This is a genomic window from bacterium, from assembly GCA_030647555.1.
In the GTDB taxonomy this organism is placed as follows: Bacteria; Patescibacteriota; Andersenbacteria; order UBA10190; family CAIZMI01; genus CAIZMI01.
In genome coordinates, this window is the sequence record JAUSJG010000008.1 from 30,722 (window position 1) to 55,678 (window position 24,957).

Consider the following 24,957-nt stretch of genomic DNA (forward strand, 5'->3'; position numbering starts at 1 on the left):
AAGAAGTTGATTTAAATAGTGAAACTACGCGCACAACACAGCTTTTTTGTATATCGTATTTGGTATATGGTATATGGATTTAGTATGTTGGGATGTGTCGTCAAGTTTTTCGATGAAATTAACTTTAAAATGTAATACTTAATTTTGACGGATATTTTTCTGAACCCCATATACTATATACTAAATACCACATACAAAAATATTACTTTTCGTAACCGTTATGGCCGTGCATAAGACTACTTTGTTCATCAGATACAATCGTGCCATCTTGCACGCGGATCATTCTTTGGGCATAGCGTGCGGCCGGTGTTTCATGAGTGATAACCAGAATGGTGTGCCCTTGATGGTGTAAATTGTCCAATGTTTCCATAACGCTTTTTCCGGATTGTGAGTCGAGGTTGCCGGTGGGTTCGTCCGCCATTAAAACTTTTGGATTATTAACTAAGGCACGCGCGATGGCCACCCGCTGTTTCTCGCCACCCGATAGTTGAGACGGTCGGTGCTTGAGGCGATGGAGCATATTTACTTTTTCCAACATTGCCAAAGCTCTTTTTTCGTGTTGATTTTTTGGGATTGACGAATACTGGAGAGGCAATAATACATTTTCCATTACCGTAGAGCGGGCCAGAAGATGAAAAGCCTGAAAAATAAAACCGATTTGTTCATTGCGAAAGTGCGCGGCGTAAGGTTCATCGAACTTTGTGGTGTCGTGACCGTCAAAAAAATATTTTCCTTCGGATGGTTTGTCGAGCAGACCCAGAATATGGAGAAGTGTTGATTTTCCCGAACCGGAAGGGCCCATTATAGATACAAATTCGCCTTGGTTGATTGAAAAACTCACACCACGTAATGCGAGGGTTGCCACGCCGTCGTCTTGGTATGATTTTTTGACGTCACGAAGCTCGATGAGCGGAGCCATTATTTTACTGTCGAAACAATAACTTTATCACCGGAGTTTAGTCCGCTAACAACTTCAATTGTTCCGTTTGAGCCTAAAAGACCGGTGACAACTTCGCGCTCCGTCTCTGTGCCTTTGGTGTCAACAATTTTGACGTATTGTTTTTCATCACGCGTGATAATTGCCCGGCGTTGAACTCCGACAACATTTTCTTTTTTTGCGGCATGTACAATCACGTTGGCCGTTAAACCCGCTTTTATTTTTTCACTCAAGTTGTCTATTTTGAGACGTATTTCAAATGTTGGCACACCGCCAATCACTTTTGCCGCCGGCGCAACGCGTGTAACTGTCGCGGGGTATTGTTCCGTGGAGGGGAAGGCGTCGAATGTTACCGTTGCTTTTTGGTCAACTTTGATCTTCATAGCGTCGGTTTCCGGCACATTCGCCGTTACTTCCAGTACGCCGTTGCCCTGGATGCTTAAAATGGGTTTCGATGCGCTGGCCAATTCGCCTTCGTTAATATCGCGAGAAGCGATAATGCCGTCAAAGGGGGCAGTAAGCGTGCTCTTGGCGAGAGCGAGTGCGGCAAGGTTTTCACTCGCCTGAACCGCGGAAAGGCCCGGTGTGTTGAGAGACGCTTGGACGGATGCCTGATATTGCGCGCGTGCCAATTCCGCTGTTTTTTGGGAGTCGTAAGTACTGTTTAACAGGGAATCTTTTTGTTCGGAATAAACTTTCTGGGCGTTGTGATAGGTGGTTTCGGCGCTTAGGACAGTGGAATATTTTGTTTTGGCAGTTGAAGACTCGTCACCGTATTCGTCTCTTGTGGCGTTATAAGCATCGCCTGCTTGTTCAAAAGCGGCTTTCGCATCTACGACGGCTAAACGGTATTTCAGGATTGTTTTCTCGTTCAATTTCTTCGTGTTCGTGTAGTCCTGTTCCGCTTTTTGGGAAGAAATCAGGGTTTGGTCTTGCGTGGCGACGCGTTGGGCGCGGGCTTGGGCCAATTGTAATTGAGCGGAACGAACATCTATTTGGGCTAATTTTTGACCCTTTGTTACAACATCGCCACTATCAACAAAAATATTTTTGACTGTGCCGGCCAGCTCAAACGATAAATCTGAAGAAAGAGGGGATTTTACGTTTCCAGAAAAACTGACGTCTTGCACGATATCGCCACGCTCGGCCGTGACGGTGCGGGTCACATTAATGGCGGTGCCGTTTCTTCGTCCAAATATTAGATAACCAATTATCAATAAAACAATTACGACTGTGATACTAGTGTAAATTTTCGTAGATTTTTTCATAGAATATGCGTCCAGTTTATTGTATTTTGTGGTTTTTGCCAAGAAGAATTTTTTAAAGTAAAATGAGAAGGAAATAAATGAAAAAGATTGTTGCTTTCTTTGTTGTTGCGCTACTCCTTAGTGTTTCTCTGGTTCTGTTTGCCGCGTCAAAAAGTAAGCCCGTACCAAAGCCGGCACTTGGAAAAATTATTGTTACAGCGAGTTTTTATCCTTTGGCTGAGTTTGCAAAAAGAATTGGTGGAGATTACATCGACGTTGTAAATATTACGCCCGCAGGTGTGGAAGCGCATGATTATGAACCAACTCCACGTGATATCGCGGCAATAAGAGTTTCGAAAGTTTTCCTTTATCAGGGTGCCGGATTTGATCCTTGGGCGGAACGAGTGGCACAAGACTTAAAAGGAACCGACGTAAAGGCGGTGAATATTACTGATCAGTTTGATTTAAAATCGGTTATCGGTGAAGGAGTCACCGCGAAAGACCCTCACGTGTGGCTGGATCCTGTTTTGGCACAAAAAGAGGTGTTGAAAATTCGTGACGCGATAATAAGTGTTTTTCCGCAATATTCCGATCGTTTTAACCAAAACGCGGACGCATTTATTGTGAAATTGGTGGCATTGGACACCTTTATTCGTAAGTCGTTAACCGGTTGCGCACTTTCCGATATAATTGTTTCTCATCAGGCTTTTAGTTATTTCTCCAGCCGTTATGGAATAAACGAGACGGCGATTTCCGGAATTTCTCCCGAAGAAGAACCGTCCGCGCAAAGACTCGGAGAAGTGGCACAGTTGGCAAAAGAAAAAAATATTAAAACAATTTTCTTTGAGACATTGGCAAGCCCCAAACTTGCCGAAACGGTTGCCAAGGAAGCGGGATTAACGACGTTGGTTCTTAATCCTTTGGAGGGATTAATTCCGGAAGAAATCAGTTCCGGCAAAGACTACTTGTCGGTTATGGCAGATAACGTGCATAATTTACAGCAAGCGTTGCAATGTCTGAACCAATAATCAAAGTTCAAAAATTAAATTTCCAATATCTTGGGGAGCAGGTTTTACGTAACTTGTCGTTTTCTATTGATGCCGGTGAATATCTGGGAATTATCGGGCCAAACGGGGGTGGTAAAACAACGTTGGTAAAAATTTTGTTGGGATTGCTTAAGCCGACTTCCGGTCAGGTGGTAATGTTCGATCAGACTTTAGAAAATTTTCATGATTTTAATCGCCTTGGGTATGTGCCCCAAAGAATTTCGCATACCGATAGTGGGTTTCCGGCAACCGTTAATGAAATTGTTTTTAGCGGGCGCACCGCCGATAAGCATCCGTTTTATCGTGTTACTGCCGAAGATAAAAGAGTTGTCGAAGAGGTAATGAAGGTAACGGAAATAAACAGCTATCGTCATCGGTTAATTGGTAACTTATCCGGCGGGGAAAGACAGCGGGTATTTATCGCGCGTGCCTTGGCTTCAGATCCGGAAATACTGATTTTAGATGAACCGACGGTCGGTGTGGATGCGATGGCACAAAAGCAATTTTATTCGTTTCTAAAAGTGCTTAATAAAACACGGGGAATCACGATTCTGTTTATCACTCATGATTTGGAAATGATCGCAAGGGAAGCCACTAAAGTGCTTTGTTTGAATCATAATTTGGTTTGTTATGGTGATCCGTCTGCCGCTTTGGATGACAAAGTTTTACTTGATATGTATCAGACAGACATGAAACACGTTCACGATCATTCACACGAAAACGACCAACATGCTTGATTTGTTCCAGTATGACTTTATGATTCGCGCTTTCATTGCCGGTATTGCCGTGGCCTTGGTGGCGCCAACGATTGGAACATTTCTTGTTGTGCGTCGGTATTCACTTATGGCGGACACTTTGGCGCACGTGTCTTTGGTTGGAGTGGCGATTGGTTTGGTCACGAAAACTCAACCGGTACTGATGGCGATTGTGGCGGCAATAATCGCGGCGGTTTTTATTGAAAAATTGCGCGGTACCAAGCGGGTTTTTGGGGAATCGATTTTGGCACTGTTTCTTTCCGGTAGTTTGGCAATTGCCAGCGTGATTATCAGCGCGGCGGGCGGGTTTAATATGAGCCTGCTAAATTTTCTCTTTGGCAGTATTACTACCGTCACGCAATTGGATGTTTACGTTATCGTCGCGATGAGTTTGGTGATTTTGTTTACCATATTTGTTTTCTTCAATAAGTTTTTCCTGGTGTCGTTTGATGAGGAGTTGGCGCGCACAGATGGAATTCGCGCAAAAGCATATAGCACGTTATTGGTGGTATTGGCCGCCGTTACCGTTGCTTTATCAATGCGGATTGTCGGAGTGTTGCTCATTGGTGCCTTGATGGTAATTCCGGTGATCACCGCGATTCAGTTTAGTCGTGGTTTCCGTGCCACAATACTGCTTAGTATCGCCACCTCATTCATGTCGGTTGTCGTTGGTTTATTAACTTCTTATTATTTCAGTCTCGCCAGTGGTGGAACGATTGTCGTGGTGGCCTTGCTTTTGTTTTTATTAAGTATTGTTTTTAATAAGAAAACATAAATAAGTTATGTGCGATTTCATGCAGTGTGTGTCGGCGAGACCAGACGTTAAAACAGTCCCAACTTTGGAATGGACAGTTTTAACGTCTGGTCTCGCTTTTTACTGCAGTGTAATTAGGGGGATCATTATTGTTTCCATTATTTTCCTTTTCCCGGCGGGGGCTTTCGCGGCCAGTCCCTTGTTGGATCAAGTTTCTGTTGGCACGGTACAGATCAAAAAACAAATGGCGAAAAATTTCGTTTTAGACGCTGACGGTAAAAAATTCACCGTACCGGTAAAAACATTGAAAAATTTTGTTTCCATGATCGAAGCAGGTGATAATACAATGATAAAACTTAAGGCTTGGCACATTTATGATTTTTTAAATGTATATGTATCTCCAAACGTGAATGATGAGGGCGCGAACGCGCGTTTTGTTATGAAAAACGGGACGTGGGTTTTTAGCGCGCCCGGGCGAGAAGGGAAAATTGTTGATGGGGTAAAGACTTCATTGGCGATTCGCAGTGCATTAGCGTCAGGAAAAAGTATGGCCAAAGTTTCGATGAAAAAATACCTGCCCCCGATTACATCGGAGAAGGAGTTTAAGAAATTGGGTTTAAACACGATTATCGCGGAAGGCACCACGAATTTTGGCGGGAGTCCTGCTAATCGCGTTAAAAATATTACGGTTGGTCGGGATAAATTACAGGGAATACTGATTGCTCCGAATGCTGAATTTTCTTTGGTAAAAACACTAGGTTCAATCACAAAAGAAACAGGTTTTTTTCCGGAACTTGTTATTAAAGAGAATGTCACAGTTCCGGAATATGGCGGGGGATTATGCCAAATCTCCACAACCCTCTTTAGAGCAATTGTTGCCGGTGGGTTCAATGTCACGGAACGTCGCAATCATGCTTATCCGGTTAAATATTACGGAACACCGGGATTCGATGCCACTATTTATTCACCGCGTCCGGATTTGCGGTTTATCAATAATACCGGTAATTGGTTGATATTGCAGGGTTTAATCGCGGGTAATAAATTAACTTTTCAAATTTACGGCAAGCCGGATGGACGTAAGGTAAAAATCGATGGGCCGCATGTGATAGAGAAAAAACCCGATGGTTCGCTTAAAACATTATTACGTGAGGTTGTTCTTGATAAAAATGGAAAAGAAATATTAAATAAACTTTTCCCAAGTTCATATAAATCGCCCGACCTTTTTCCTATTACCAGGAAAGAAAATGGGGAAAGTGGTACTATTAAGCCATGAAAAAAATACTTCTAGTAGTAATTGCGATAGTGGTCATCCTGGGGGGTGCTTTATTTCTTTATGCAAAGAGGTTTACTCCGGAGCAAAGATTGCAGGCGGCGTTTGTGAATTTGGTTAAAGCGGTGAATGGTCATTTGCAGGCGAAGGTGGACATCAAGACTGATCCGGCAACATCAGCGACGCTTTCGGAATTTAAAATAGATACGGATGGTAATTTCCAAAAAGGAAACGGTGGTCAATTAGACCTTGATTCCAGTGTTGTTGTCGAGGGTTCGATGACAGGAGCTTCGGTGATTGGAAAAGGCGCAGTTCGTTTGGTTGGTGGAAAATTGTTTTATAAGTTAGATGAAATTCCAGTTGCCTTAGCTGACATTACTTCCATTCGTGGCAAATGGCTTCCCGGTACAACAAATATTAACCTGCTTCCGGATGCTGCACGCGCGAATATGGTAGTATTATTTCAGAAACCGCAACTTTTTACGTCTATTAAACAGATTGGTAAAGAAAAAGTTGGGACCACAAACACAACGCATTTTCAAACAATCTTCTCGGCGAGCGGTTATGCCAGTTTTGTCGAGGAATTTTCTAAATTGTCCGGTAATGCAACACCCGTGAGTAAAGCTGATTTGGAAAATGGTGTGAAGGCGTTAAACAATGTTCCGTTTGATGTTTGGCTCGATTCAGGAAACAAATTACGCAAAGTCGCTGTGTCTTATATAAATCCGCAAAATAAGGCGAACGTGAGTATTGAATTGTTGCTGACAAACTTTGTTGGAAAAGATAAAATCGCCGAACCGGCACAATCGGAACAAATCACACCCGCCCCGGCAACACCAGTCGCTTCAGTGGCTCCGATTGTATCGCCTGTCGCAACACCAGCAACAAAATAAAAATATTTAAGCAGTTGTTATTTTGGTTGATTCCTTTAATGGATCATCCTAAATTTGGATTTGATTAAAAGTGTTTGTCAGATATTTTTAAGTAAAAAAAGGAACCCTTATCGCATTCTCGAAAGAGAAAGGGGTTCAACGGGAATCGATCCAGATTCCTGACTACATTTGTCGGTAGTCGCGATGGCGGTGCGGCTGCATGCAGTGAAGGCTGTACGTCCAGCCGTCGGCGTCGGATGCATAGATGGTGAAGTCGTCCTTCGGCGGATCAAGCACCATATTTCTGACCAACGTGCTCTGGTCCGAATTCACCCTGCATTCGCACAACACCCGCTCGTACCCGCCTTGGTAAACACCGTGGATCACGAGTACTCCGTCGTCTCGGATCTCCAGGTACGGCTTTACCAAAGGAGAGACGGTGAAACTGACGTTACACCCTTCACTTTGGAACAACAGCGGGTCGGAGTGTTCGTGAGCGATGTCCCATTGCTCAAACATTCGCTTGCGCACCATCTCCGCTTGGTTCGCGCACTGCTTGGGCGCATAGAGGCTGAGCGACCACAATGCAACGCGGCGCGAATAAGTGTGGGTGGACTGCATGACTTTTCCTTTCAAAGAACGGGGGGGGTGGAACAATTACCTGATTAAACAAGAGATAATTCTACTCCTTTTTTCAGTTTTTGTCAATAGTTGCTGATTTTGGTGTTAAAAATTGGCTAATGATAAGCAAAAGGTGTCAGGTACTTTTTGTCGAACAAAAAGTACCTGACACCCTACGTTTTACGCTATACTTATCCAATGGACACAAACATCATCTTTGGAATTATTATCGGCGCGTTGATCGGGGCAGTTATAATGCTGGTTTTGGCGCGCAAAAAAGGAAATGATCGCACAGCGGAACAAAATCTGATGGATCGTTTTGATAAATTTCAACGCCAGGTGGAGGCACGGCTGGATTCATCTAAGGAGTTTTTGGCCGAGCGAGTAAATGCCACAGAACGAACGGCGCGGGAACTTTCGCAGCATTTTGGACATTTACGGGAAGCATCACAGCACATATTGCGAACCAATACCGAGATTTTGGATTTTCAAAAAATGCTCGCTTCACCGTCGGCGCGCGGTGGTTTCGGCGAAATGCTTTTGGAATCTTTACTGCGAGACATTCTTCCGCAAGACCGTTATGAATTGCAATATACTTTATCATCGGGCGATCGTGCCGACGCGGTTTTGAAATTGCAAGATGGTTACATTGTTGCAGTCGACGCAAAATTTCCGCTCGCTTGGTACGAACCATTGGTGCACGCATCGGACGAGCAAGAACATTTGGAAGCGTATCGCGCCTTTTCGGCGGATGTAAAAAAACACGCCAAAGATATTGCCAATAAATATATTCACGAACAAGATCGGACGCTTTCATTCGCATTTATGTATATTCCGACCGAGGGTGTTTATTACGAAATCGTCCGCAATCCGGAACTTTGGAACGCGATTACGGCTCTCAAGGTTTATCCTGTTTCACCGAATTCTTTTGTGCCGTACATGTACACCGTTTTGGTGGGCTTAAAGGGTATGCAAATCGAAAAAGAAGCAAAACATATTTTGGAGTTACTTGGAAAATTACAAAAAGATTTTACCCGCGTGGATACGGAATTTGGAAAAGTGGGCGCGCACCTTGAACAGGCCTTGCATCGCCATGAAGACGCGGAAAAGATTTTTTCCCGGTTGAAGGGGAAGGTAGAAGGATTGAGTACCGGTTCACAGGCAGAAGTTTTGGATTCCGGCGAAGAAATAAAACCGGAAGAAGTATAAAAAAACCGCTCACGTGAGCGGAGACCCTAGGCGGCCAGAAATTTGCGATACTGACTTCGTCGATAGACCATGTACCATCTCTGATCGTAAGTTGTCAGTGCGTTGTCAGTTAGGCGGTAGGCAGTGACACGGAGGCTGGAAAACTTCTCGTGTTTCCGGCTTATGCGCTTTACATATCCAGCGACGATCAAGGAATTCAGAATCTGCTGGAGTTTATCCTTGCGAAGAAGGAAATCAGATCGTCGAAATTCACTGATCAGTTCGCCTATTGAAAGGCATGTTCCTCGCGGGGAGAGTTTCTCGATGATATACTTTTCGATTGAAAAATAGGTTAGAAAGTTTCTTCTGATCCGGTCGAAGATCAACGTTACAACGGAAACGAGCACAAAGGTTGCGCAAAACACTTGCAGGGTTGACATGATCAAATCCTTCGTCAGAAATGAGGAAAGTTGGAAAGAAAGAACAAAGACCTATTTTACTCAATGTCGGGTAAAAGTCAAAATTAGGTGCTTGCCTATTGCCTTAACGAGGACTTTTCTTTACATTCAGCCTTATGCAACTCCCGGAACGTGCTAGAGAAGTAATTGAGGGTTTGGATCAAACACGTGGTCTATTTTATAACGTTGGTCGGCCGACGGCGGAGTTATTGTATGTTTTTGCTAAATTGCTTCGGCCAAAGCGTGTTGTGGAAGTGGGAACGGCTAATGGGTACTCCTCGATTATTTTGGGGTCTGCGGTTAAGGATATTGGCGGTTCAGTTATTACAATTGAGCGAAACGGTCGAATGGCGGAAAACGCGCAAAAAAATATCTTTTCTGCCGGGCTACAAGACGTAGTCACGGTTCTTCCCGGGAGCGCGTATAAGATATTGGATCGTTTATCGGGACCATTTGGTATGGTTTTTTTGGACGCGACCAAACAGGAATATCTTGGTTACTTTGAACGTGTAAAAAATAAAATTTCACCCAATGGTTTATTGATTGCCGATAATGTGGTTTCGCATGAACAAGAGTTGGGCGATTTTATGCGAGAGGTGAGTGGTGATAATAATTTTTCGTCCTCAATTTTGCCATTTGGAAGTGGGCTAATGATTGCTACGAGAAACCCTGTCAAAGAGCCTGTAGAGAAAAAACATATTTCGGATATGGGTGAATTGGTAAAACAAATCGGACCAAGGATATTTCAAGGCACGGCACGTGACGTGCAAAACGGGAAAATCTTTCTTAAAAATTTGTACGACAAAACAAATAATGATATTCATTTAAAGCAAGAATCGGCGGACGATTTGGATGGTTACGAAGAAGCACTTTTTGAGGAAGAGAGTAAACTTCCGGAGTTGTAATTATATTTTTGGACACTTGCACTGAATAAGAACAGACAAATTTATTCTTAAAAAATTTTCAATGATCAATTCCCAATTTTCAATTAATTATCAAACGACTTAATTATCAATTGACGACGTCGCCTTTTGATAATTTAAGAATTGGTCATTAATTGATAATTGACCATTGAAAATTGATAATTATCAAGTTAATTTATTGGCTTATGAGCGTGATTTTATTTACGATTTCCTCAAAAACCGTCTTAACATTTAAAGCAAATAATGTTTCGTCGGCGGTTTGCAGTTTTTTAATTTCACGCAGTTTTGTAACATCATAAGTTGGTTTTGTACCTTCAGCCCGAATCACGTGTCCATAATTTCCCCACGGTGCAGTGCGCGTTTCGTCGGTTGGGCCGAACAATCCAAATGTTGAAACTTTTTGGGAGACGGCAACGTGCATTAAGCCGGAATCATTACTGACAAACAAACTACACATACTCATTAGTGCTGTCGTTTCGCGTAGCGAGAGGGTGACATTGAATGGCTCATGTCGCATGTTTTTTGCAATTTCCGTTTTTAAGTGGTCTTCATCCGCACTACCGAAAATTAAGATTTTGGCTTTAAATTGGTCGGCCAATTGGTCGGCCAATTGTGCCCAGCGTTCAGTTGGCCAGCGCTTATAGATCATGTCCGAGTTTGTTCCAGGGTGAAGGCCAATCAAATTTGTTTCATTGATATTGTTTTGTGTAAGAAAATATTCAGCTCCTTTTTGCTCGTCAGAAGTAAGTGGAAAATCATATTCGGTATTTGTGGAACTGGTATCAATATCAAGCCCTTGAAGTAAGTTTAGATTTTGTTGAATGTCGTGTATCTGTTGCAGTGCGAATGATTTTGTAAGAAAGAGGCCACTATTTTTCAAGAAATGATAATTGTATTTATGGCCGATGCGTGTTGGTATCATGCCAAAAGAAAGGAGTGAACTGCTAGTGATCAACTGTCCAGGGTAAGCAACTATCCCAATATCAAATTTTCCTTGCTGTATCGTTTTAATCATTCCAACGCGCTGTCTTAATGATGGTTTTGGGAATCCAACAAACAAATTTTTGATATTATTATTGTGTAGTAATACATCTTTTGTTCCGCGTGGTGCCACCATCACCGAAATTTCTGCGGTGGAATTTGTCTCTTTTAGTTTCTTTATTAAGGGTGTTTGCATGAGTAAATTTCCGATACCGGACATTGCCATAACAAGAACGTGCGGTCGTTCGGTTGTCTTATAATTAATCATGCTTCTGTTTTAACAAATCAGCATAAAGTTTTCGGAGCTTTGCCACACTTTGATCCCAGGCGAATTCCGTGTGGGCGCGTAAGCGTGCCGTTTCCGCCATTTCTTTTGCCACAATTCCGTTTGAAAGAATAGTAATTGTCTTTGAGGCTAAATCGGCAACATTTTCAGGCTCAAAAAGCAAGCCAGTTTTTTCGTTTCTTACGATGTAGGGGATGGCGCTGCCATTTGTCGCCACAATAGGACAACCGGCCGCACCGGCTTCCAAAAGTACAATTCCAAATGCTTCGAAGCGACTAGGAAAAACAAAAGTACTGGCATTTTGATATGCCCCGATGAGTTGGTCGCGGGTGGTTTTTCCTGTCCAGGTTATAAATTTTTCCAAACCAAGGGCCTTTGCTTGTTCTTCGCATTGTTTTCGAAAGCCAAAATCTTCGCCGATAATTACCAAATGCGTATCGGGAACTTGTTTCATAACTTGAGGTAAAGCGCTAATGAGAAGATCGACGCCCTTGGCCTTTGCGATGCGACCCGCAAAAAGTAAGATGTTTTTGGCGGTGACATTCCATGCTGGAAATGGATTATTTTTTTTTGTTGAAAACGTTTCGGCTTCAATTCCTGGCGGAATTAATTCCACTCGGTCTAACATAAAGCCATCTTTTTTTAGCATTTCATGTTCGTAGGGAGAAATGACAACAACGGCGTCCGCCGCGGCGACGGTCGCTTTGCCATAAAGTATTCTGTAGAGTTGCCACTTCATTGAACGGCGATTGTCGGTGTTGTAGTAATAGGTGTTTAAAACGAAAGGGATGTTTCTTTTTTTGGCCACGCGTGCGGCAATGTCCGCCGGTGCATACCAAAACGCATGGGCGTGTAAAATATCCATTTCCATTGTTTGTAAATCTTCTTTTAAGTTTATCGGAATGGGGTAACCGACAGAATCGAAAGTGTGCGCGTCGTGGCGGTGGATGTAAGGCGGATCAATTGGAGGTGGGTCCAGCAGGGTTGGTGGATGGTGCATTTTTAGATTGGTGGTCTCAACCGAGACGTCTTCGCCTTCAGCGCGCAATCGTTCTACCAGTTCTTTCGTATAATCTTCAACACCGCCGGTGGCGGGAGGATAACGGAGGAGGGTGTGGACTATTTTCATTTTTGTTTTAGGAGTGCCAAGTATTTCCTGCACATTTTGTATTCATATTGTGCGCTGAATAAACACCAAAGCCAACCTTGCCAGCCGTCCAGGATACCGCGCTGACGAATAAATTTTCTGATGAGTTGCTTGAATGCGCGTTCGTGTAAAAAATATATTCTTGAAAACGGATTTGCCGGAGAAACAGAAACGGATTTGCCTGCACGGTCTTTGCCGATACCAAGCATCTGTTCCGCGTCGGCGCTGGAATATTTTTCTTGGCGCTCTTTGTAACCCGCAATTGTTTGATAGTGGCTGTGGTGGAGAATGAAATTATTTGATCTGCCTGAATCCGGAGCGCCAAATTGGATGCGCGTATTGTCGCTTTTGCGCACCACTTGTTCGTGCACCAAGCTGTCGTTCCAGCGCGCATGTTCACGACTGAATAATCTTAAATTATTGCCGGCCAAATGTTTTAGCGGACGGCCGAGAAAAACTGTGATAATTCTTAGCCAGTAGAAATTGAATTGTGGTGTTTCTAAAATAGCGCGCAGTTCGATGTTTAGCTCCGATGTTATTTCTTCATCCGCGTCAATTTGTAGAATAAAGTCGCAATTGGTTTTACTGACGGCAAAGTTTTTTTGCGGACCATAGCCAAGCCAATTTTGCTGAAAAACTTTATCGGTAAAACGCTTGGCGATATTGACGGTATTGTCGGTGCTACCACTATCAACAACAATTATTTCTGTGGCTAAATTCTTAACACTGGCAAGAGCAGTTGCAAGAAATTTTTCTTCATTTTTTACAATACAAATTACGGCCAGGGTTTTCATTTTGTTTGATATGTTGACGCAACCTCCGCGATTGTCGCAAAACGAACTGGAAGGTGGCGGATAAAGCGTAAGTGCGACTCGAGACTATGAAGTTGTACAGAATGAAGCTCGTTTGCTTGATTAACATGATGATAAGTTTCAATTAGCCATTTATTACCCCAATAAGCTTTTAGCGCCCAAAGATTCCATTTCAAAACTGAAAAATTATTTCTTGATGCATTAAAAGTGTTTAGAGCAAAAAAATCTTTTGGTGGTAAATTTTCCCAACCACGTTTCGTTGTGCGGGCAGCAGAAAAATATTGGGAGGAAATTTCTTTCACGCGCTTGTCGAACGCGCCACCCGGATAAATCAGTGTAGTTGCATTAGTTTTTTCTTTGCTCTCCTTTAATTCTTTTTGAATTTGCTCATCGGAAAGGGAAGGGAGTGGTACGTGGCTTAGGCCGTGCGCCGCTAATTCGTGTCCCTTTTTGGCGCAATAATCTTTCCATGTGTCTAGTGATAAAACGGATGTATTTGGAGGCACAACAACTTTTTTTGCGTTCACGGGGACGGCAACTGTTGCCCTGAAGCCATATTTTTCAAAAAGCGGCAAAGCCTCCGACATAATTTCGGAATATCCATCATCGAAGACGAAAGAAATTATACCGCGAGGTTTTAACATGTGGTCATTTGTGAATGGTCTCGTTTTTGCGGAGTGTATCAACCAAGGAGTAATCTGTAGTTTGTATATAGTATATGGTATATAGTATATTAATTTTAGGGGCCTTCATTTTTCGTTGTGGTTAATTCAGACCGTGAATCTGGTCGTAAATTTATTTTTCACGCGCGCTACTAAATTCGATTTTAGAAGGTGGTAATTTGTAGTTAATAATTCCATATACTATATACCAAATACAATATACTAATCAGAATCCAATCCGCTTAAACACTTCGATATTCTTATTGCACCAGTCGAAAAGTTTTGTGACCCCATCAACAGGTGTAACTTTTGGTTCCCATCCCAAGACATTTTTGGCTTTATCAATGTTGCTGATATAGACAGGTTGATCACCAGGGCGCCAGTCACTGCTTTTAAGCGGAATTTCACGGCCGAGGAATTTTTCCAACATTGGAAATATTTCCTTGATAGCCAAAGCCTTATCTGGCCCACCGCCGATATTAAATACTTGGCCACTTACTTTACCGATATTTTCTACGCCCAGTTCATAGGCGCGGGCAAGATCTTCGACATATAATACGTCGCGGACTTGTTTGCCATCGCCATAAATGGTGATATTTTTTTGAAGCAAAGCGGCAATGGTAAACCACGCGATCCAACCCTGATCTTCCACGCCATATTGACGTGGGCCATAAATGCAGGATTGACGGAAAACAATCGTTCGTAATCCGTAGATGCGGGCATAGTCGCGAACATACTGATCGGCCGTGCCTTTGGAACAACCGTATGGTGAGTGGAAATCTAATAGGCGGTCTTCGCGGATTCCTTCCGGCAAGTCGCGATATTTATAGCGCGTGCCATCATCAATAACCACAATATCTTCCATGCCACCGTAAACTTTATTGGTAGAGGCGTAAATTAATACCGGATTGGCCTTTGTGGTGCGGATTGCTTCCAGTAGATTCAGTGTGCCGACGACATTGATTTCAAAATCCTCGCGCGGATTGGCGACCGAAGTGGTGACGGCAACTTGTGCCGCCAAGTGAAAAACCGCGTCGTGTTTTTGCACTTCTTCCTCCAAAATTTTATTATCGGTGCGCATATCGGCTTTAATAAAACGAATTGCCGGATGTGTCTGTTGTAGCCACTTTAAATTTTCATCGGTCCCACGACGCGATAGATTATCCAGAACGGTTACTTCCCAGCCTTTCTTGGAAAAATAATCGGCAAAATTGGTGCCGATAAATCCGCACCCGCCGGTGATGAGTAGCTTCATTTCTTTTTGGCGACGTAGAAGATTCCGGTGGCAATCATCCAAGGAGAAAGAGAATTCATTATTTTTTTAATCAAGACACCAAACCAGTTCAGGCGGTACGGTTCTTTACCGCGCAATATCGGCCAATCCACCCATAGTCCATAATGACTGGACGGTTCCGGTAGGTCGTGTGGATCGATTTCCATTACTTCAAAGCCCATTCCTTCTAATAAGACGCGAATATCGCCCTTACGAAAAACATGACTGGTAAATACCGCTTTTTGGCTCATGAGTTTGGCCCGAACAAAGTATTCCAGACTCTTCATTGGAAAATAGGTGTAACGACGGAGCGGGTTGCCATAAGGAACTTCCAGAAAAAGATAACCACCTGTTTTCAAAATTCTTTTTGCCTCTTCCGCAACCTGTTTTGTCTTGTCTTCCGCATATTCCCAAACCCCGATCGCCATGTAGCCGTCAAAAGAATTGTCCGCAAAGGGGAGGTGTAATACATCAGCGGTTTGTACCGGTAAATCAGGATATGCTTGTTTGGCTAAGGCGATGGCCTTTTTGGAATTATCCACGCCTTCCACGTCAAAACCGCGTGCCCGCATAAAAGCAATCCAGGCCGCGAGGCCACAACCGGCATCCAAATAATGTTTCCCCTTTTCTAAGTACTTTGTGACCAATGGGTAGAAGAGTTGTTTGCGGTACTCTTCCGGGTCGTCTTTCTGTAATCCATCCGCCTCATATTCGCGGTCCCAGTTTTCGGTTGGCTGCACTCCGTCTTGATAAAACTTGCGTAATTTATAGTAGCTGTACATAAGTGATGATAATAGGATACAGGTAAAACACCTCGTTCGACAAGGCTTTTTTACTTTAGGGACTGTCCCTAAAGTAGCGCATACTGCATACAAAATACTGTATACTGCATACATGACTAAAATTGCCTATATTACAAACGCGCCGCCACAAGCAGGGATGGGGAAACCGGCACGAGAGATTTATAGCAGAATTAACCCCCCCCTTAGTCCCCCCTTGAATAATGGGGGATACGTGGCGGATTTCTTTTATCTCGATGCCAGTAAAAGAGAACTATTAAAAAATGATGTAAAAATCGCGGAAGTGAGCAATCTGCCAAAACCTTTACAGTTGAAACCGATTCAGTGGTGGCGTCTGGCGCGTCAATTACCCACAGAAGGTTATGACCTTTGGCACATTACAAATCAGACGTTGTCGTTTATTCCACGGCAAGATTTTCTATTGACTGTTTATGATTTGATTGAACTATTGGAACCGCAAGAAAAATTTGGGAAATACGTTGCGCAATATCTATACAAAGGAATTCCTAAGGCGAAACACATTATTTGTATCTCGGAATATACCAAAAAGATGTTACAGCAAGCCTACGCCGTACCTGATGAAAAAATCACCATTATCCCGTTGGGGGTTGGGGAACATTTCAAACCAATCGAAGGGGTACGAGAAAGTATCGCCTATCATGAACTGCTGGCGCAAAATAATTTACCGAAAGACGCGAAAATCATTTTGTATGTCGGGTCGGATCATCCGCGTAAAAACTTGAATTTGCTGGCCGGGGTTTTGACGAAAGTTAAAGCGCGGGTGCCAAACGCGTATTTGGTGAAAGTGGGTGACCCTGGTCTAATGGCGGGTCGTATCGATTTTCAAGATAAATTAGCCGAACTGGGGCTAACTGATGCTGTGCGCTTCATTAGCAATGTCGGTGATGAAAAATTACGTTTATTGTATGCATCAGCGGATGTCTTCGTTTTTCCGTCTTTCTATGAAGGTTTTGGGATCCCACCATTAGAAGCGATGGCGTGCGGAACGCCGGTTGTTTGCTCCAATGCCACTAGTTTGCCGGAAGTAGTTGGGGACGCGGGGTTGTTGCATGATCCGACGGACGTTGAGGGTTTTGCCACGTCAATTACTAGGATTTTAACGGACACGAATTATTCTGCGGAGTTGAGTCGCAAAGGATTGGAAAGAAGCAAGATGTTTTCGTGGGAGGGGATTGCGCAAAAGACGGCGGAAGTGTATCGGAGAATGACGGCGAGTATTTAGTATTTTGTATATAGTATATGGATTTATCAATAACAAACGTCGAGTGTTGTGTAGATGATATATATAGTTAAGGTTAAAAACAATTTACGAATGTTGTTGCTACTTCCATATACTATATACCAAATACAATATACAAAAATCTTGACGATAACGATGTAATATAATATGATTAAACACGATGAGTGAAAGAAAGTTATCGATTGGAGATCGTGTCATCGGTTCGGGCGAGCCCTGTTTTATCATCGCCGAAGCTGGTGTGAATCATAATGGTAGTTTGGCGCGTGCCAAACAATTGATTGACGCGGCGAAGGCTTCCGGTGCGGACGCGGTGAAATTTCAAAAACGCGACCTGGAAGAAATTTATCAGAAAAAGGTGTTAGACAATCCAAACGATTCCGAGCAAAAATATCAATTTTTGATTCCTATGCTAAAGGAATTTGAGTTGAGCGATGATCAATTTAAGGAACTGGAAAAATATGCCAAAGAAATTGGTATTATGTTTTTGGTTAATCCTTGGGACATCAAGAGCGCGGATAAGTTAGAAGAATTGTTTGATATTCCGTTTTATAAAATAGGGTCACCGGATTTAACTAATTCGGAATTGCTGTCGCACGTGGCGAATTTTGGTAAACCGATGGTTTTGTCGACTGGAATGAGTACGACCGATGAAATTAAGGAAACGGTAAAACTATTGGAAGAAAAGAAAGTGAATTTCGCGTTACTGCATTGTAATAGTACGTATCCGGCACCGTTCGATAAAATAAATTTGAAGTTTATGGAAAAGCTGCGTGAATTTGGAGTGCCGGTTGGTTATTCCGGGCACGAGCGTGGCATTACAGTGGCGATGGGCGCAGTGGCGATGGGGGCGTCAATTATTGAGCGTCATCTTACTACCGATAAAACGTTGGAAGGAACGGATCATAAGGCCAGCTTGTTGCCGGAAGAATTTAAGCAAATGGTGCAAGGAATTCGTGAAGTTGAAATGTCGCTGGGCAAAGCGGAACGCGTTTTGTCACAAGGCGAGATGATGAACCGCGAGATTCTTGGAAAAAGTATTATCGTCGGAAAATTTATTCCCGATGGCACTGTGATTACTCGTGAGATGTTGGAAATAAAAAGTCCGGCCAAAGGTTTATCACCACAGCGCCTAAAAGATGTTGTGGGTATTGTCGCCCAGCGCGATATTTTTGCCGGTGAATTTATTACGGAAGATGATTTGAAAGACGATAATTTGATGCGTGATTTTAAGAGTACGGATATTAAATGGCGCTGGGGCATTGTCGTGCGGTTTCATGATTTCCAAAAATACTTGCCATACGAGCCAAAATTGTTTGAATTTCATTTGAGTGACAAGGATTTGGAGATGAACTTGCCTGAAGGTAATTTCAAACAAGAGCTAGTTGTTCACGCGCCGGAGTATAGCTATCGTACTTACTTAAATTTGGTTTCCGTTAACAAAGAAGAACGGGAACTGGCACTGAAGAATTTGCAAAAGAGTCTGGATTTAACGAAAAAACTGGCGGAAAAATTCACAGGTAAACCCAAATTTGTGTTTCACTCCGGTGGTGTTACTTTGGCGCCATATGAAAAACCGCAAGAATTGGTGCAAATCCTTATCGATATGATAGGCCGATTAAAAGGAGATGGAGTGGAAATTCTGCCGGAAAATTTACCGGCGCGGAATTGGATCTTTGGTGGTGAATATGTAACGAATATATTTATGTTTGCCGATGAAATCAAAAAGATTTTGGATCAAACCGGTCTCAAGATGTGCTTTGATACCTCGCATTCAATGTTGGCTTGTAACATGCATAATATTGATATTTACGAAGAAATTAAAAAGTTGCGACCATATATTAGTCACATGCATATTTCAGACGGCGCGGGCGTAGGAGAAGAGGGTCTTCAGGTTGGTAAGGGAGAAATTGATTGGGCGAAATTGATGGGTGTGATGGATGGCTATCAAAATACAATGGTGCCCGAAATTTGGCAGGGTCATTTACACAATGGACGTGGATTCTTTCAGGCACTAACACACTTGAAGGGATATATGCGATGATTAAGACGTATGTCTTTGCGAGGGGTATCAACCCCGAAGCAATCTCTAGAAATTCTTTGTATATAGTATTTGGTATATTGTATATGGAATTATTTTGTGAGATTGGCTTTCTACTGTTTCGGGAATATAAAACACTAGTGTCGCCTTACGTGGTTAAAGTTTGATAAATCAATATACTAAATACTATATACTAAAACTATGTACGCACTTGAAAAGTTCTATCCCAAAGGTTTTGACCCGGCACGTTACTGGGAGGATCGCTATGCGCAAGAACATGCGGCGGGAAAAAGTAGTGAAGAATACGCCAAACAAGAATTTTGGCCACTAATGGAAAAATATCTTTCTAAAGAAAAACTCTACTTGGATGCCGGCTGTGGAATTGGTGGCTGGATAATTTTCCTCAAAGAACAGGGCTACAACGTAGAGGGTATTGATATTGCAGCACGTACGCTTCGGGCGCTTATGGAATATGATCCTGATTTAAAACTTAAAATGGCGACGATGACTGGGATTCCGTACACCGATAGTTCGCTGGATGGGCTACTGTCTATCGGAACATTGGAATATGTGAAAGACAAAGTCCCGGTTGCTTTAAAAGAAGTGAGTCGTGTCCTAAAGAAAGATGCTGTATTTTTTATGGAAGTGCCGATTGCAAATATATTGAGAAAAATAATTTATATTCCACTCAAAAAAATAGAGCGAATGATCAAGATGTGGCAGGGGCTGACGCCAACGTTTAGTAATTATCTTTTTGATAAGGAAAACTTTCTTAATCTGCTCAGCGAAAATGGTTTTGAAGTATTAGAAGTAAAACCACATGAATTGCCAGACAGAGATAGTCATTATTGTTTGTATGTGGATTATCCTTTTCTGCGAGGTAAAGAGCCGTATAAATTGAATGTTCTAGGTAAGTTAATGAAAAAAGTAGCAAATGCCATCTCGCCATGGATCGCGTCGACTGGTATGGTGGTAGTGGCAAAAAAACTTTAGGGTGTATCTTTAAAGTATCAACTTTAAGGATACACCCTAAAGTTCCAGATCCTCATCCATTATTCATAAATCACTATCATGAACGATTTTGAAAAATTCGCGCTTAAGGGGAAAACGGTATTAATTACAGGCGGAGCCGGTTTTTTGGGAAAAATATTTGGCAAGGCCGTTGCTCACGCTGGTGGCAATGTGGTTTTGGCCGGTTTAATATTGGAAGATGCTGAAAAGGCGGCGCAAGCGATAGCGACTGAAACCGGTGGGCAAGCGATGGGCGTAATGATGGATGTGACCAGTAAGGCGGGAATTACAGCAGCCATTGAGGCAGTAACCGCCAAATTTGGGAGCTTAGATGTGGTGGTAAATAATGCCGGGCTGGATCCCAAATTTGATGCCTTGTCCCTCTCAAATGAAACGATGTTCGAAAATTATCCGGAAGAGTTTATCCGGAAGAGTCTGGAAGTAAACTTGCTTGGCGCAACATTGGTGGCACAAGCTTCTGTCAAATACATGATGGGTCAAGGAAGTGGAAACATTATTAATATTTCCTCGCTCTATGGTATCAACGGCCCGGATCAAAAAATCTATCCGGAAGGAAAACAAAAGCCAGTTGATTATTCAATTTCAAAAGGTGGGTTAGTGATGCTGACAAAATGGCTGGCTACAACCTATGCAATAAAGGGTATTCGCACGAATACGTTAACCTTGGGTGGAGTATTTCGTGATAATACCGAAGACTTTATGAAAAAATATGGAGCCAAAGTACCAAACGGAAAAATGGTAGGTCAAGACGAGGTTGGTGCGCCACTGGTTTTCTTGGCGTCGGATGCGTCTACTGGTGTGAACGGGTGTAATCTGATCGTAGACCACGGTTTCTCGGCGTACTAATAATAGTCGTCGTGTACGTTCAATTCCAGCCGTCGCTAAAGCTATGGCCGGCGGGCATGAATTGCCCAAAATAAATACGACTGACTTAAATAAAAAAATGAGCTTTATTTTGAAGCTCATTTTTGGAAGTTTTGTTTGCGAAAACGGATTAACCGCGACCGTTCACGGAACGGAGCAACCCTGCTCCGTTCCGTGAACGGTGCAGAGTTCCGACGTCCCGCCCTTTAGGGCGAGGCTCGCCCCGATGGGCGGCCGATTCCCGATTTCCCGCCCTTCAGGGCGAGGCTCGCCCCGATGGGCGGCTGACCTCAGACTTTTGGCCACTTGGCCGGATCTACTTGCATTGGGTCTTCGATTGCTAGTTCTCGGAGTTTAACTAAAACATCATCTGGTAATGGTCCTGCGGAAACCGCGGCAACCATTCCGGCAATACGTTCCGGTTTTGTTGTGCCCATCAAGGCCGTGGAAACGGCGGGGTTACTAATTACAAAGCGCATCGCAAGCGTTGGTAAATCCATTCCCAACTCCGTCGCAATTTTTTCGGCTTGACGAGAATTTTCTTTTAATACCGAAAGTTGCTCCGGCAGTTGTTCTCGGCGCGTTGGTGTAAGTGAGCCTTTCAGCAAAACAGATCGGTTGATAATCCCCACATCGTTTTTCATCGCTTCTGTCATCACGTTGGCCACCATACGCTGATCCACAACACTGTGGGCCAGTTGCAGAGTCTCAAAAAAATTAGTTTTAATGGCTACGAGGGGTGCTTCTTCACCGCGCGTGGAAATGCCGACGTGTTGAACTTTTCCAGAATTAATTAATTCGCGGAGGATGTCAGCGATTTCACCGCGTTCGATTTGTTCGGCCGTAGCGTAATGTAGTTGTAGTAATTGCAGGGAATCGGTTTGCAGTTTTCTCAAACTTTCTTCGACATCGCCGACAATTAGTTGTTTCAATTCGTCACCATGTGGATCGATGCCTTTTTCTAACGGCATGCCACACTTTGTGCCGATCACAATATCTGGAATTTTTCCAATACCGGATTTGCCAATGCGTTCTTCAGATAGTCCATAACCGCGCGCGGTATCAATATAATTTATTCCCGCATCGATGGCTGTCTTCAGGATTGTAATAGCCGTTTGTTCGGATGGTACCTCTTTTTTGCCGATACCATACTCAAGACCAAGTTCGACTGTGCCTAAGCCAAGCACAGTGACTTCGAGTTCGGAACTTCCTAATTTCTTTTTTAATAGTGTCATATGGATTTTATGTTACGAGGAGTGAGGGAATAGTCAAATTGATAGGGTATGTTTTAGTCACAACGGATGTCGCCGTCTGCTGGAGTGTTATCGTTAGACGCCCAAACAAAATATATGTTTTCGCTTTCTTTCGGTTTATAGTTTTTCAAATATTTTTCTCTCAATTCATACCACGGACTGTCAAGACGTTCATTGCCATCAGGAAAATAAACTCCTGCTGTAAAAAAATCATATGGATAGAATTTTTCTAATTCTTCTTTTGCTATTGGGCTTGAGCGGAACTCGCCTGCAATAAATTCACAATAAGTGCCATCTGCCCAATTTCCCACTTCCGCCACTTCTGTTATCAGGTTTGATTGAGTTGGATGAAACGATTCTATTTGCTGGCGAAAATTATTCTGAAAAACCTTTAAGTGATAATTATTAAATGGAATTTTGTATGTCATATATATAGCAAATAAAGTAGCGAGCAGTAAAAATACTGAAATGATGGTGGCACCTGATATAATTGTTATTTTGTAAAATAATTTCATTTGTTTTATTTTAACCAATCTTGGGCTAATTTATAAAATTCGTTGACTATTTGTAAGCCACGATCGTTCGGTTGCGGACTGTTATGTGGGTCTTTGTGTTTTAAAGAATAAATTTTTAAGTTTTCATCAATAAAAACCAGGCTTCTCTTTTTAGTATCAGTGGCAATTAAAATTATTTTAATAACATTCTTATTCATAAGTTTTTATATTAACATATGTTAACATTACTTAATTATAGGTCTTAATTTCTTTAGGTCAATATCTCGTTATAGCTAATAAATAGTGTTACCGAAACCGTCTACATGAGGAGTTACGTGACGGTAACCGCTCACAGGTTAAGGAAATAGCCGTAGCGGTCACATTGAAGGTGGTGCACGCTTGCACTTCCTCCGATGTGGACGACGGTTCGCGTTGACGCAAACCTTCTACCACTTCCGATGAAGGCCAAGCGTGGCCCACATCGGAAGTGAGTGCGACGATTCTTCGTTTTCCTTAACCTGTGAGGGGTTACCTAATCGGACATTTTGATTTTTTGGCTGATTTGGCATAAATTGTTTATATGGCACAGTAGCAAATTGTTCAAAGCAACTCGGTTTATATTTATTCCTCAAAAAACAACATATCGCAGGAATTAAGGACGGGAGGAAACGGGTATTACGATGTATTGGGAATTACGGCTGATATTTGGGGGCGAGATCTTAAATACCGTTCTAAATAAAAAGCCGTCCTCCGCGAGGAGGACGACCCTTGGATGTGATACCCTTTCAGTTACGACTAACTGAAAGACACAAGAATACTAGCAGGCAGGTAGTGGTTTGTCAAGGGCAATGGGTGGAATTATGAAGGACAACAGGTAGAAAAATGAATTATTTATCACTAACATCAGGAGAATACACCAATAATATGAAGATCGTGAATTCAAACCCTAAACGTAACCCAGTAAATGTAATCGCGCTGATTCCAGCGCGTGGTGGGCAACAAAGTATCAAGTACAAGAATCTCTCCAGGCTTGGTAAAAAATCCTTATTACAATGGGCGATTGAAACGGCCATGACCTCTAAAATGATTGATGCGGTGGTAGTGTCTACGGAGGATAAAAAAATTGCCAGAGAAGCAAAGAAGTTTGGTGCTTTAGTTGCACCGCGTCCGGCTGAATACGCACAGGCAACAAGCGGTGACGCCGGTTTTTATACGCACGCTGTTCAATGGTTGGAGCAGGAATTTGGATGGAAACCGGAATATATCGTTAATCTGCGACCAACTACACCGTTGCGTTTTTCGGAAGATGTTGATGCAATGATTGAATACGTTCAGAAGAGTGGTGCGGACGGTATAAAAAGTGTGATGCAAACTCCTGTTCATACTTATAAAATGTGGACATTCGCGGGAAACGCGAATAAAAAAATTGGTGAAGCCGGACAGATGAGTCCGATTTTAAACGACGAATACCGAAAACTGCATGGTCCCGATCAGCCGCGTCAGCGGGTTTTTGAAATGTATCCGCAATATTGGCAGGATGGCCAGGTGGATATTACCCGTCGAAAATTTATATTACGTCCGGAGTGTCTGAAATATGAAAATGTTTTTGGGCCGAACTTGCACGGCTATGTTTTGGATGGACGCTTGATTGCCGATATCGACAGTGAGAAAGATCTTATCCGGGCAGAAAAGTTGTACAAACAGTACCTTTTAGAAAAGAAGCAGAATTTGTCGAACTACTGATATTTTCACATTAGCTTAATGTTTATTGCCCCCAATTATGGCTAATATAAGCTCGTAATAGGCACAAAAAAGTTAAGTTAATGTGAAAATATCAGTAGATTAATATAAGCGAAAGCAATATTTGTATATTGTATTTGGTATATAGTATATGGAATTATCGACTGTTGCGAAAATAAATTGGCAGATTGGGGCTATCTCTACCATCTGTGCTACATGAACGCTCGGATTAAATAAACCCAT

General features: G+C 42.7%; 25 protein-coding genes. 12 read left to right on the forward strand and 13 right to left on the reverse strand.

What is annotated here, in order from left to right:
• Window positions 1-202 precede the first annotated feature (202 nt).
• Window positions 203-919: an ABC transporter ATP-binding protein gene (locus Q7S57_02270; GenBank protein ID MDO8512071.1), complete on the reverse strand. Its 717-nt coding sequence runs from the start codon at window positions 917-919 to the stop codon at window positions 203-205.
• Window positions 919-2,205 carry an efflux RND transporter periplasmic adaptor subunit gene (locus Q7S57_02275; GenBank protein ID MDO8512072.1) on the reverse strand — a complete coding sequence of 429 codons (1,287 nt, stop codon included), beginning with the start codon at window positions 2,203-2,205 and terminating at the stop codon, window positions 919-921. The genes Q7S57_02270 and Q7S57_02275 overlap by 1 nt, the downstream gene beginning before the upstream one ends.
• 77 nt (window positions 2,206-2,282) lie before the next feature.
• Here Q7S57_02275 and Q7S57_02280 point away from each other — a divergent pair, with 77 nt between their 5' ends.
• From Q7S57_02280 to Q7S57_02300, 5 genes are read left to right on the forward strand one after another with little or no spacing between them, the layout of a single operon-like run.
• Entirely contained in the window at window positions 2,283-3,212 is a 930-nt protein-coding gene (locus Q7S57_02280; protein ID MDO8512073.1) for a zinc ABC transporter substrate-binding protein, read from the forward strand.
• On the forward strand, window positions 3,197-3,967 hold the full coding sequence (locus tag Q7S57_02285; protein MDO8512074.1) for a metal ABC transporter ATP-binding protein: 771 nt from the start codon (window positions 3,197-3,199) through the stop codon (window positions 3,965-3,967). Before Q7S57_02280 ends, Q7S57_02285 begins: the two co-directional genes overlap by 16 nt.
• Window positions 3,960-4,760: a metal ABC transporter permease gene (locus Q7S57_02290; protein ID MDO8512075.1), complete on the forward strand. Its 801-nt coding sequence runs from the start codon at window positions 3,960-3,962 to the stop codon at window positions 4,758-4,760. Before Q7S57_02285 ends, Q7S57_02290 begins: the two co-directional genes overlap by 8 nt.
• A gap of 7 nt (window positions 4,761-4,767) precedes the next feature.
• Window positions 4,768-6,012, forward strand: coding sequence for a VanW family protein (locus tag Q7S57_02295; protein ID MDO8512076.1), 1,245 nt, complete (start codon window positions 4,768-4,770; stop codon window positions 6,010-6,012).
• Window positions 6,009-6,902 (forward strand): hypothetical protein, encoded by an 894-nt coding sequence (locus Q7S57_02300; protein ID MDO8512077.1) that lies wholly within the window; start codon window positions 6,009-6,011, stop codon window positions 6,900-6,902. Before Q7S57_02295 ends, Q7S57_02300 begins: the two co-directional genes overlap by 4 nt.
• 162 nt (window positions 6,903-7,064) lie before the next feature.
• On the opposite strand, the gene Q7S57_02305 is transcribed toward Q7S57_02300, so the two are convergent.
• Entirely contained in the window at window positions 7,065-7,502 is a 438-nt protein-coding gene (locus tag Q7S57_02305; protein ID MDO8512078.1) for a hypothetical protein, read from the reverse strand.
• 198 nt (window positions 7,503-7,700) lie between these two features.
• On the opposite strand from Q7S57_02305, the gene Q7S57_02310 reads away from it, so the two are divergent.
• Window positions 7,701-8,711, forward strand: a complete 1,011-nt coding sequence (locus Q7S57_02310; protein MDO8512079.1) for a DNA recombination protein RmuC — start codon at window positions 7,701-7,703, stop codon at window positions 8,709-8,711.
• A gap of 26 nt (window positions 8,712-8,737) precedes the next feature.
• Here Q7S57_02310 and Q7S57_02315 read toward each other — a convergent pair whose 3' ends face one another.
• Window positions 8,738-9,130: a hypothetical protein gene (locus Q7S57_02315; protein MDO8512080.1), complete on the reverse strand. Its 393-nt coding sequence runs from the start codon at window positions 9,128-9,130 to the stop codon at window positions 8,738-8,740.
• A gap of 134 nt (window positions 9,131-9,264) precedes the next feature.
• Between Q7S57_02315 and Q7S57_02320 the strand changes: the two genes are divergently transcribed.
• Window positions 9,265-10,053, forward strand: a complete 789-nt coding sequence (locus Q7S57_02320) for a class I SAM-dependent methyltransferase (protein ID MDO8512081.1) — start codon at window positions 9,265-9,267, stop codon at window positions 10,051-10,053.
• A gap of 193 nt (window positions 10,054-10,246) precedes the next feature.
• Here Q7S57_02320 and Q7S57_02325 read toward each other — a convergent pair whose 3' ends face one another.
• The 6 genes from Q7S57_02325 to Q7S57_02350 all read right to left on the reverse strand — a co-directional run bounded on the left by Q7S57_02325 (window position 10,247) and on the right by Q7S57_02350 (window position 16,014).
• Window positions 10,247-11,320: a glycosyltransferase family 9 protein gene (locus tag Q7S57_02325; protein ID MDO8512082.1), complete on the reverse strand. Its 1,074-nt coding sequence runs from the start codon at window positions 11,318-11,320 to the stop codon at window positions 10,247-10,249.
• Entirely contained in the window at window positions 11,313-12,500 is a 1,188-nt protein-coding gene (locus Q7S57_02330; GenBank protein ID MDO8512083.1) for a glycosyltransferase family 4 protein, read from the reverse strand. Before Q7S57_02330 ends, Q7S57_02325 begins: the two co-directional genes overlap by 8 nt.
• Window positions 12,464-13,279 carry a glycosyltransferase family 2 protein gene (locus Q7S57_02335; GenBank protein ID MDO8512084.1) on the reverse strand — a complete coding sequence of 272 codons (816 nt, stop codon included), beginning with the start codon at window positions 13,277-13,279 and terminating at the stop codon, window positions 12,464-12,466. The genes Q7S57_02330 and Q7S57_02335 overlap by 37 nt, the downstream gene beginning before the upstream one ends.
• Entirely contained in the window at window positions 13,276-13,941 is a 666-nt protein-coding gene (locus Q7S57_02340) for a polysaccharide deacetylase family protein (GenBank protein MDO8512085.1), read from the reverse strand. The genes Q7S57_02335 and Q7S57_02340 overlap by 4 nt, the downstream gene beginning before the upstream one ends.
• 244 nt (window positions 13,942-14,185) lie before the next feature.
• Window positions 14,186-15,214: a GDP-mannose 4,6-dehydratase gene (locus Q7S57_02345; GenBank protein MDO8512086.1), complete on the reverse strand. Its 1,029-nt coding sequence runs from the start codon at window positions 15,212-15,214 to the stop codon at window positions 14,186-14,188.
• Window positions 15,211-16,014 carry a class I SAM-dependent methyltransferase gene (locus Q7S57_02350; GenBank protein ID MDO8512087.1) on the reverse strand — a complete coding sequence of 268 codons (804 nt, stop codon included), beginning with the start codon at window positions 16,012-16,014 and terminating at the stop codon, window positions 15,211-15,213. The genes Q7S57_02345 and Q7S57_02350 overlap by 4 nt, the downstream gene beginning before the upstream one ends.
• Window positions 16,015-16,126: 112 nt before the next feature.
• On the opposite strand from Q7S57_02350, the gene Q7S57_02355 reads away from it, so the two are divergent.
• From Q7S57_02355 to Q7S57_02370, 4 genes are all read left to right on the forward strand, one after another.
• Window positions 16,127-17,275, forward strand: a complete 1,149-nt coding sequence (locus Q7S57_02355) for a glycosyltransferase family 1 protein (protein ID MDO8512088.1) — start codon at window positions 16,127-16,129, stop codon at window positions 17,273-17,275.
• A gap of 178 nt (window positions 17,276-17,453) precedes the next feature.
• A complete protein-coding gene (locus Q7S57_02360; GenBank protein MDO8512089.1) occupies window positions 17,454-19,334 on the forward strand; it encodes an N-acetylneuraminate synthase family protein in 1,881 nt (626 codons plus the stop codon).
• Window positions 19,335-19,532: 198 nt separating this feature from the next.
• A complete protein-coding gene (locus Q7S57_02365) occupies window positions 19,533-20,324 on the forward strand; it encodes a class I SAM-dependent methyltransferase (GenBank protein ID MDO8512090.1) in 792 nt (263 codons plus the stop codon).
• Between the two features lie 78 nt (window positions 20,325-20,402).
• Window positions 20,403-21,209: an SDR family oxidoreductase gene (locus Q7S57_02370; protein ID MDO8512091.1), complete on the forward strand. Its 807-nt coding sequence runs from the start codon at window positions 20,403-20,405 to the stop codon at window positions 21,207-21,209.
• Window positions 21,210-21,517: 308 nt separating this feature from the next.
• Here Q7S57_02370 and Q7S57_02375 read toward each other — a convergent pair whose 3' ends face one another.
• From Q7S57_02375 to Q7S57_02385, 3 genes are read right to left on the reverse strand one after another with little or no spacing between them, the layout of a single operon-like run.
• Window positions 21,518-22,462, reverse strand: coding sequence for an aldo/keto reductase (locus Q7S57_02375; GenBank protein MDO8512092.1), 945 nt, complete (start codon window positions 22,460-22,462; stop codon window positions 21,518-21,520).
• A gap of 53 nt (window positions 22,463-22,515) precedes the next feature.
• Window positions 22,516-22,995, reverse strand: coding sequence for a hypothetical protein (locus Q7S57_02380; GenBank protein ID MDO8512093.1), 480 nt, complete (start codon window positions 22,993-22,995; stop codon window positions 22,516-22,518).
• 5 nt (window positions 22,996-23,000) lie between these two features.
• Window positions 23,001-23,192 carry a hypothetical protein gene (locus Q7S57_02385; GenBank protein ID MDO8512094.1) on the reverse strand — a complete coding sequence of 64 codons (192 nt, stop codon included), beginning with the start codon at window positions 23,190-23,192 and terminating at the stop codon, window positions 23,001-23,003.
• Between the two features lie 664 nt (window positions 23,193-23,856).
• On the opposite strand from Q7S57_02385, the gene Q7S57_02390 reads away from it, so the two are divergent.
• Window positions 23,857-24,717, forward strand: a complete 861-nt coding sequence (locus Q7S57_02390; GenBank protein ID MDO8512095.1) for an acylneuraminate cytidylyltransferase family protein — start codon at window positions 23,857-23,859, stop codon at window positions 24,715-24,717.
• Window positions 24,718-24,957 lie beyond the last annotated feature (240 nt).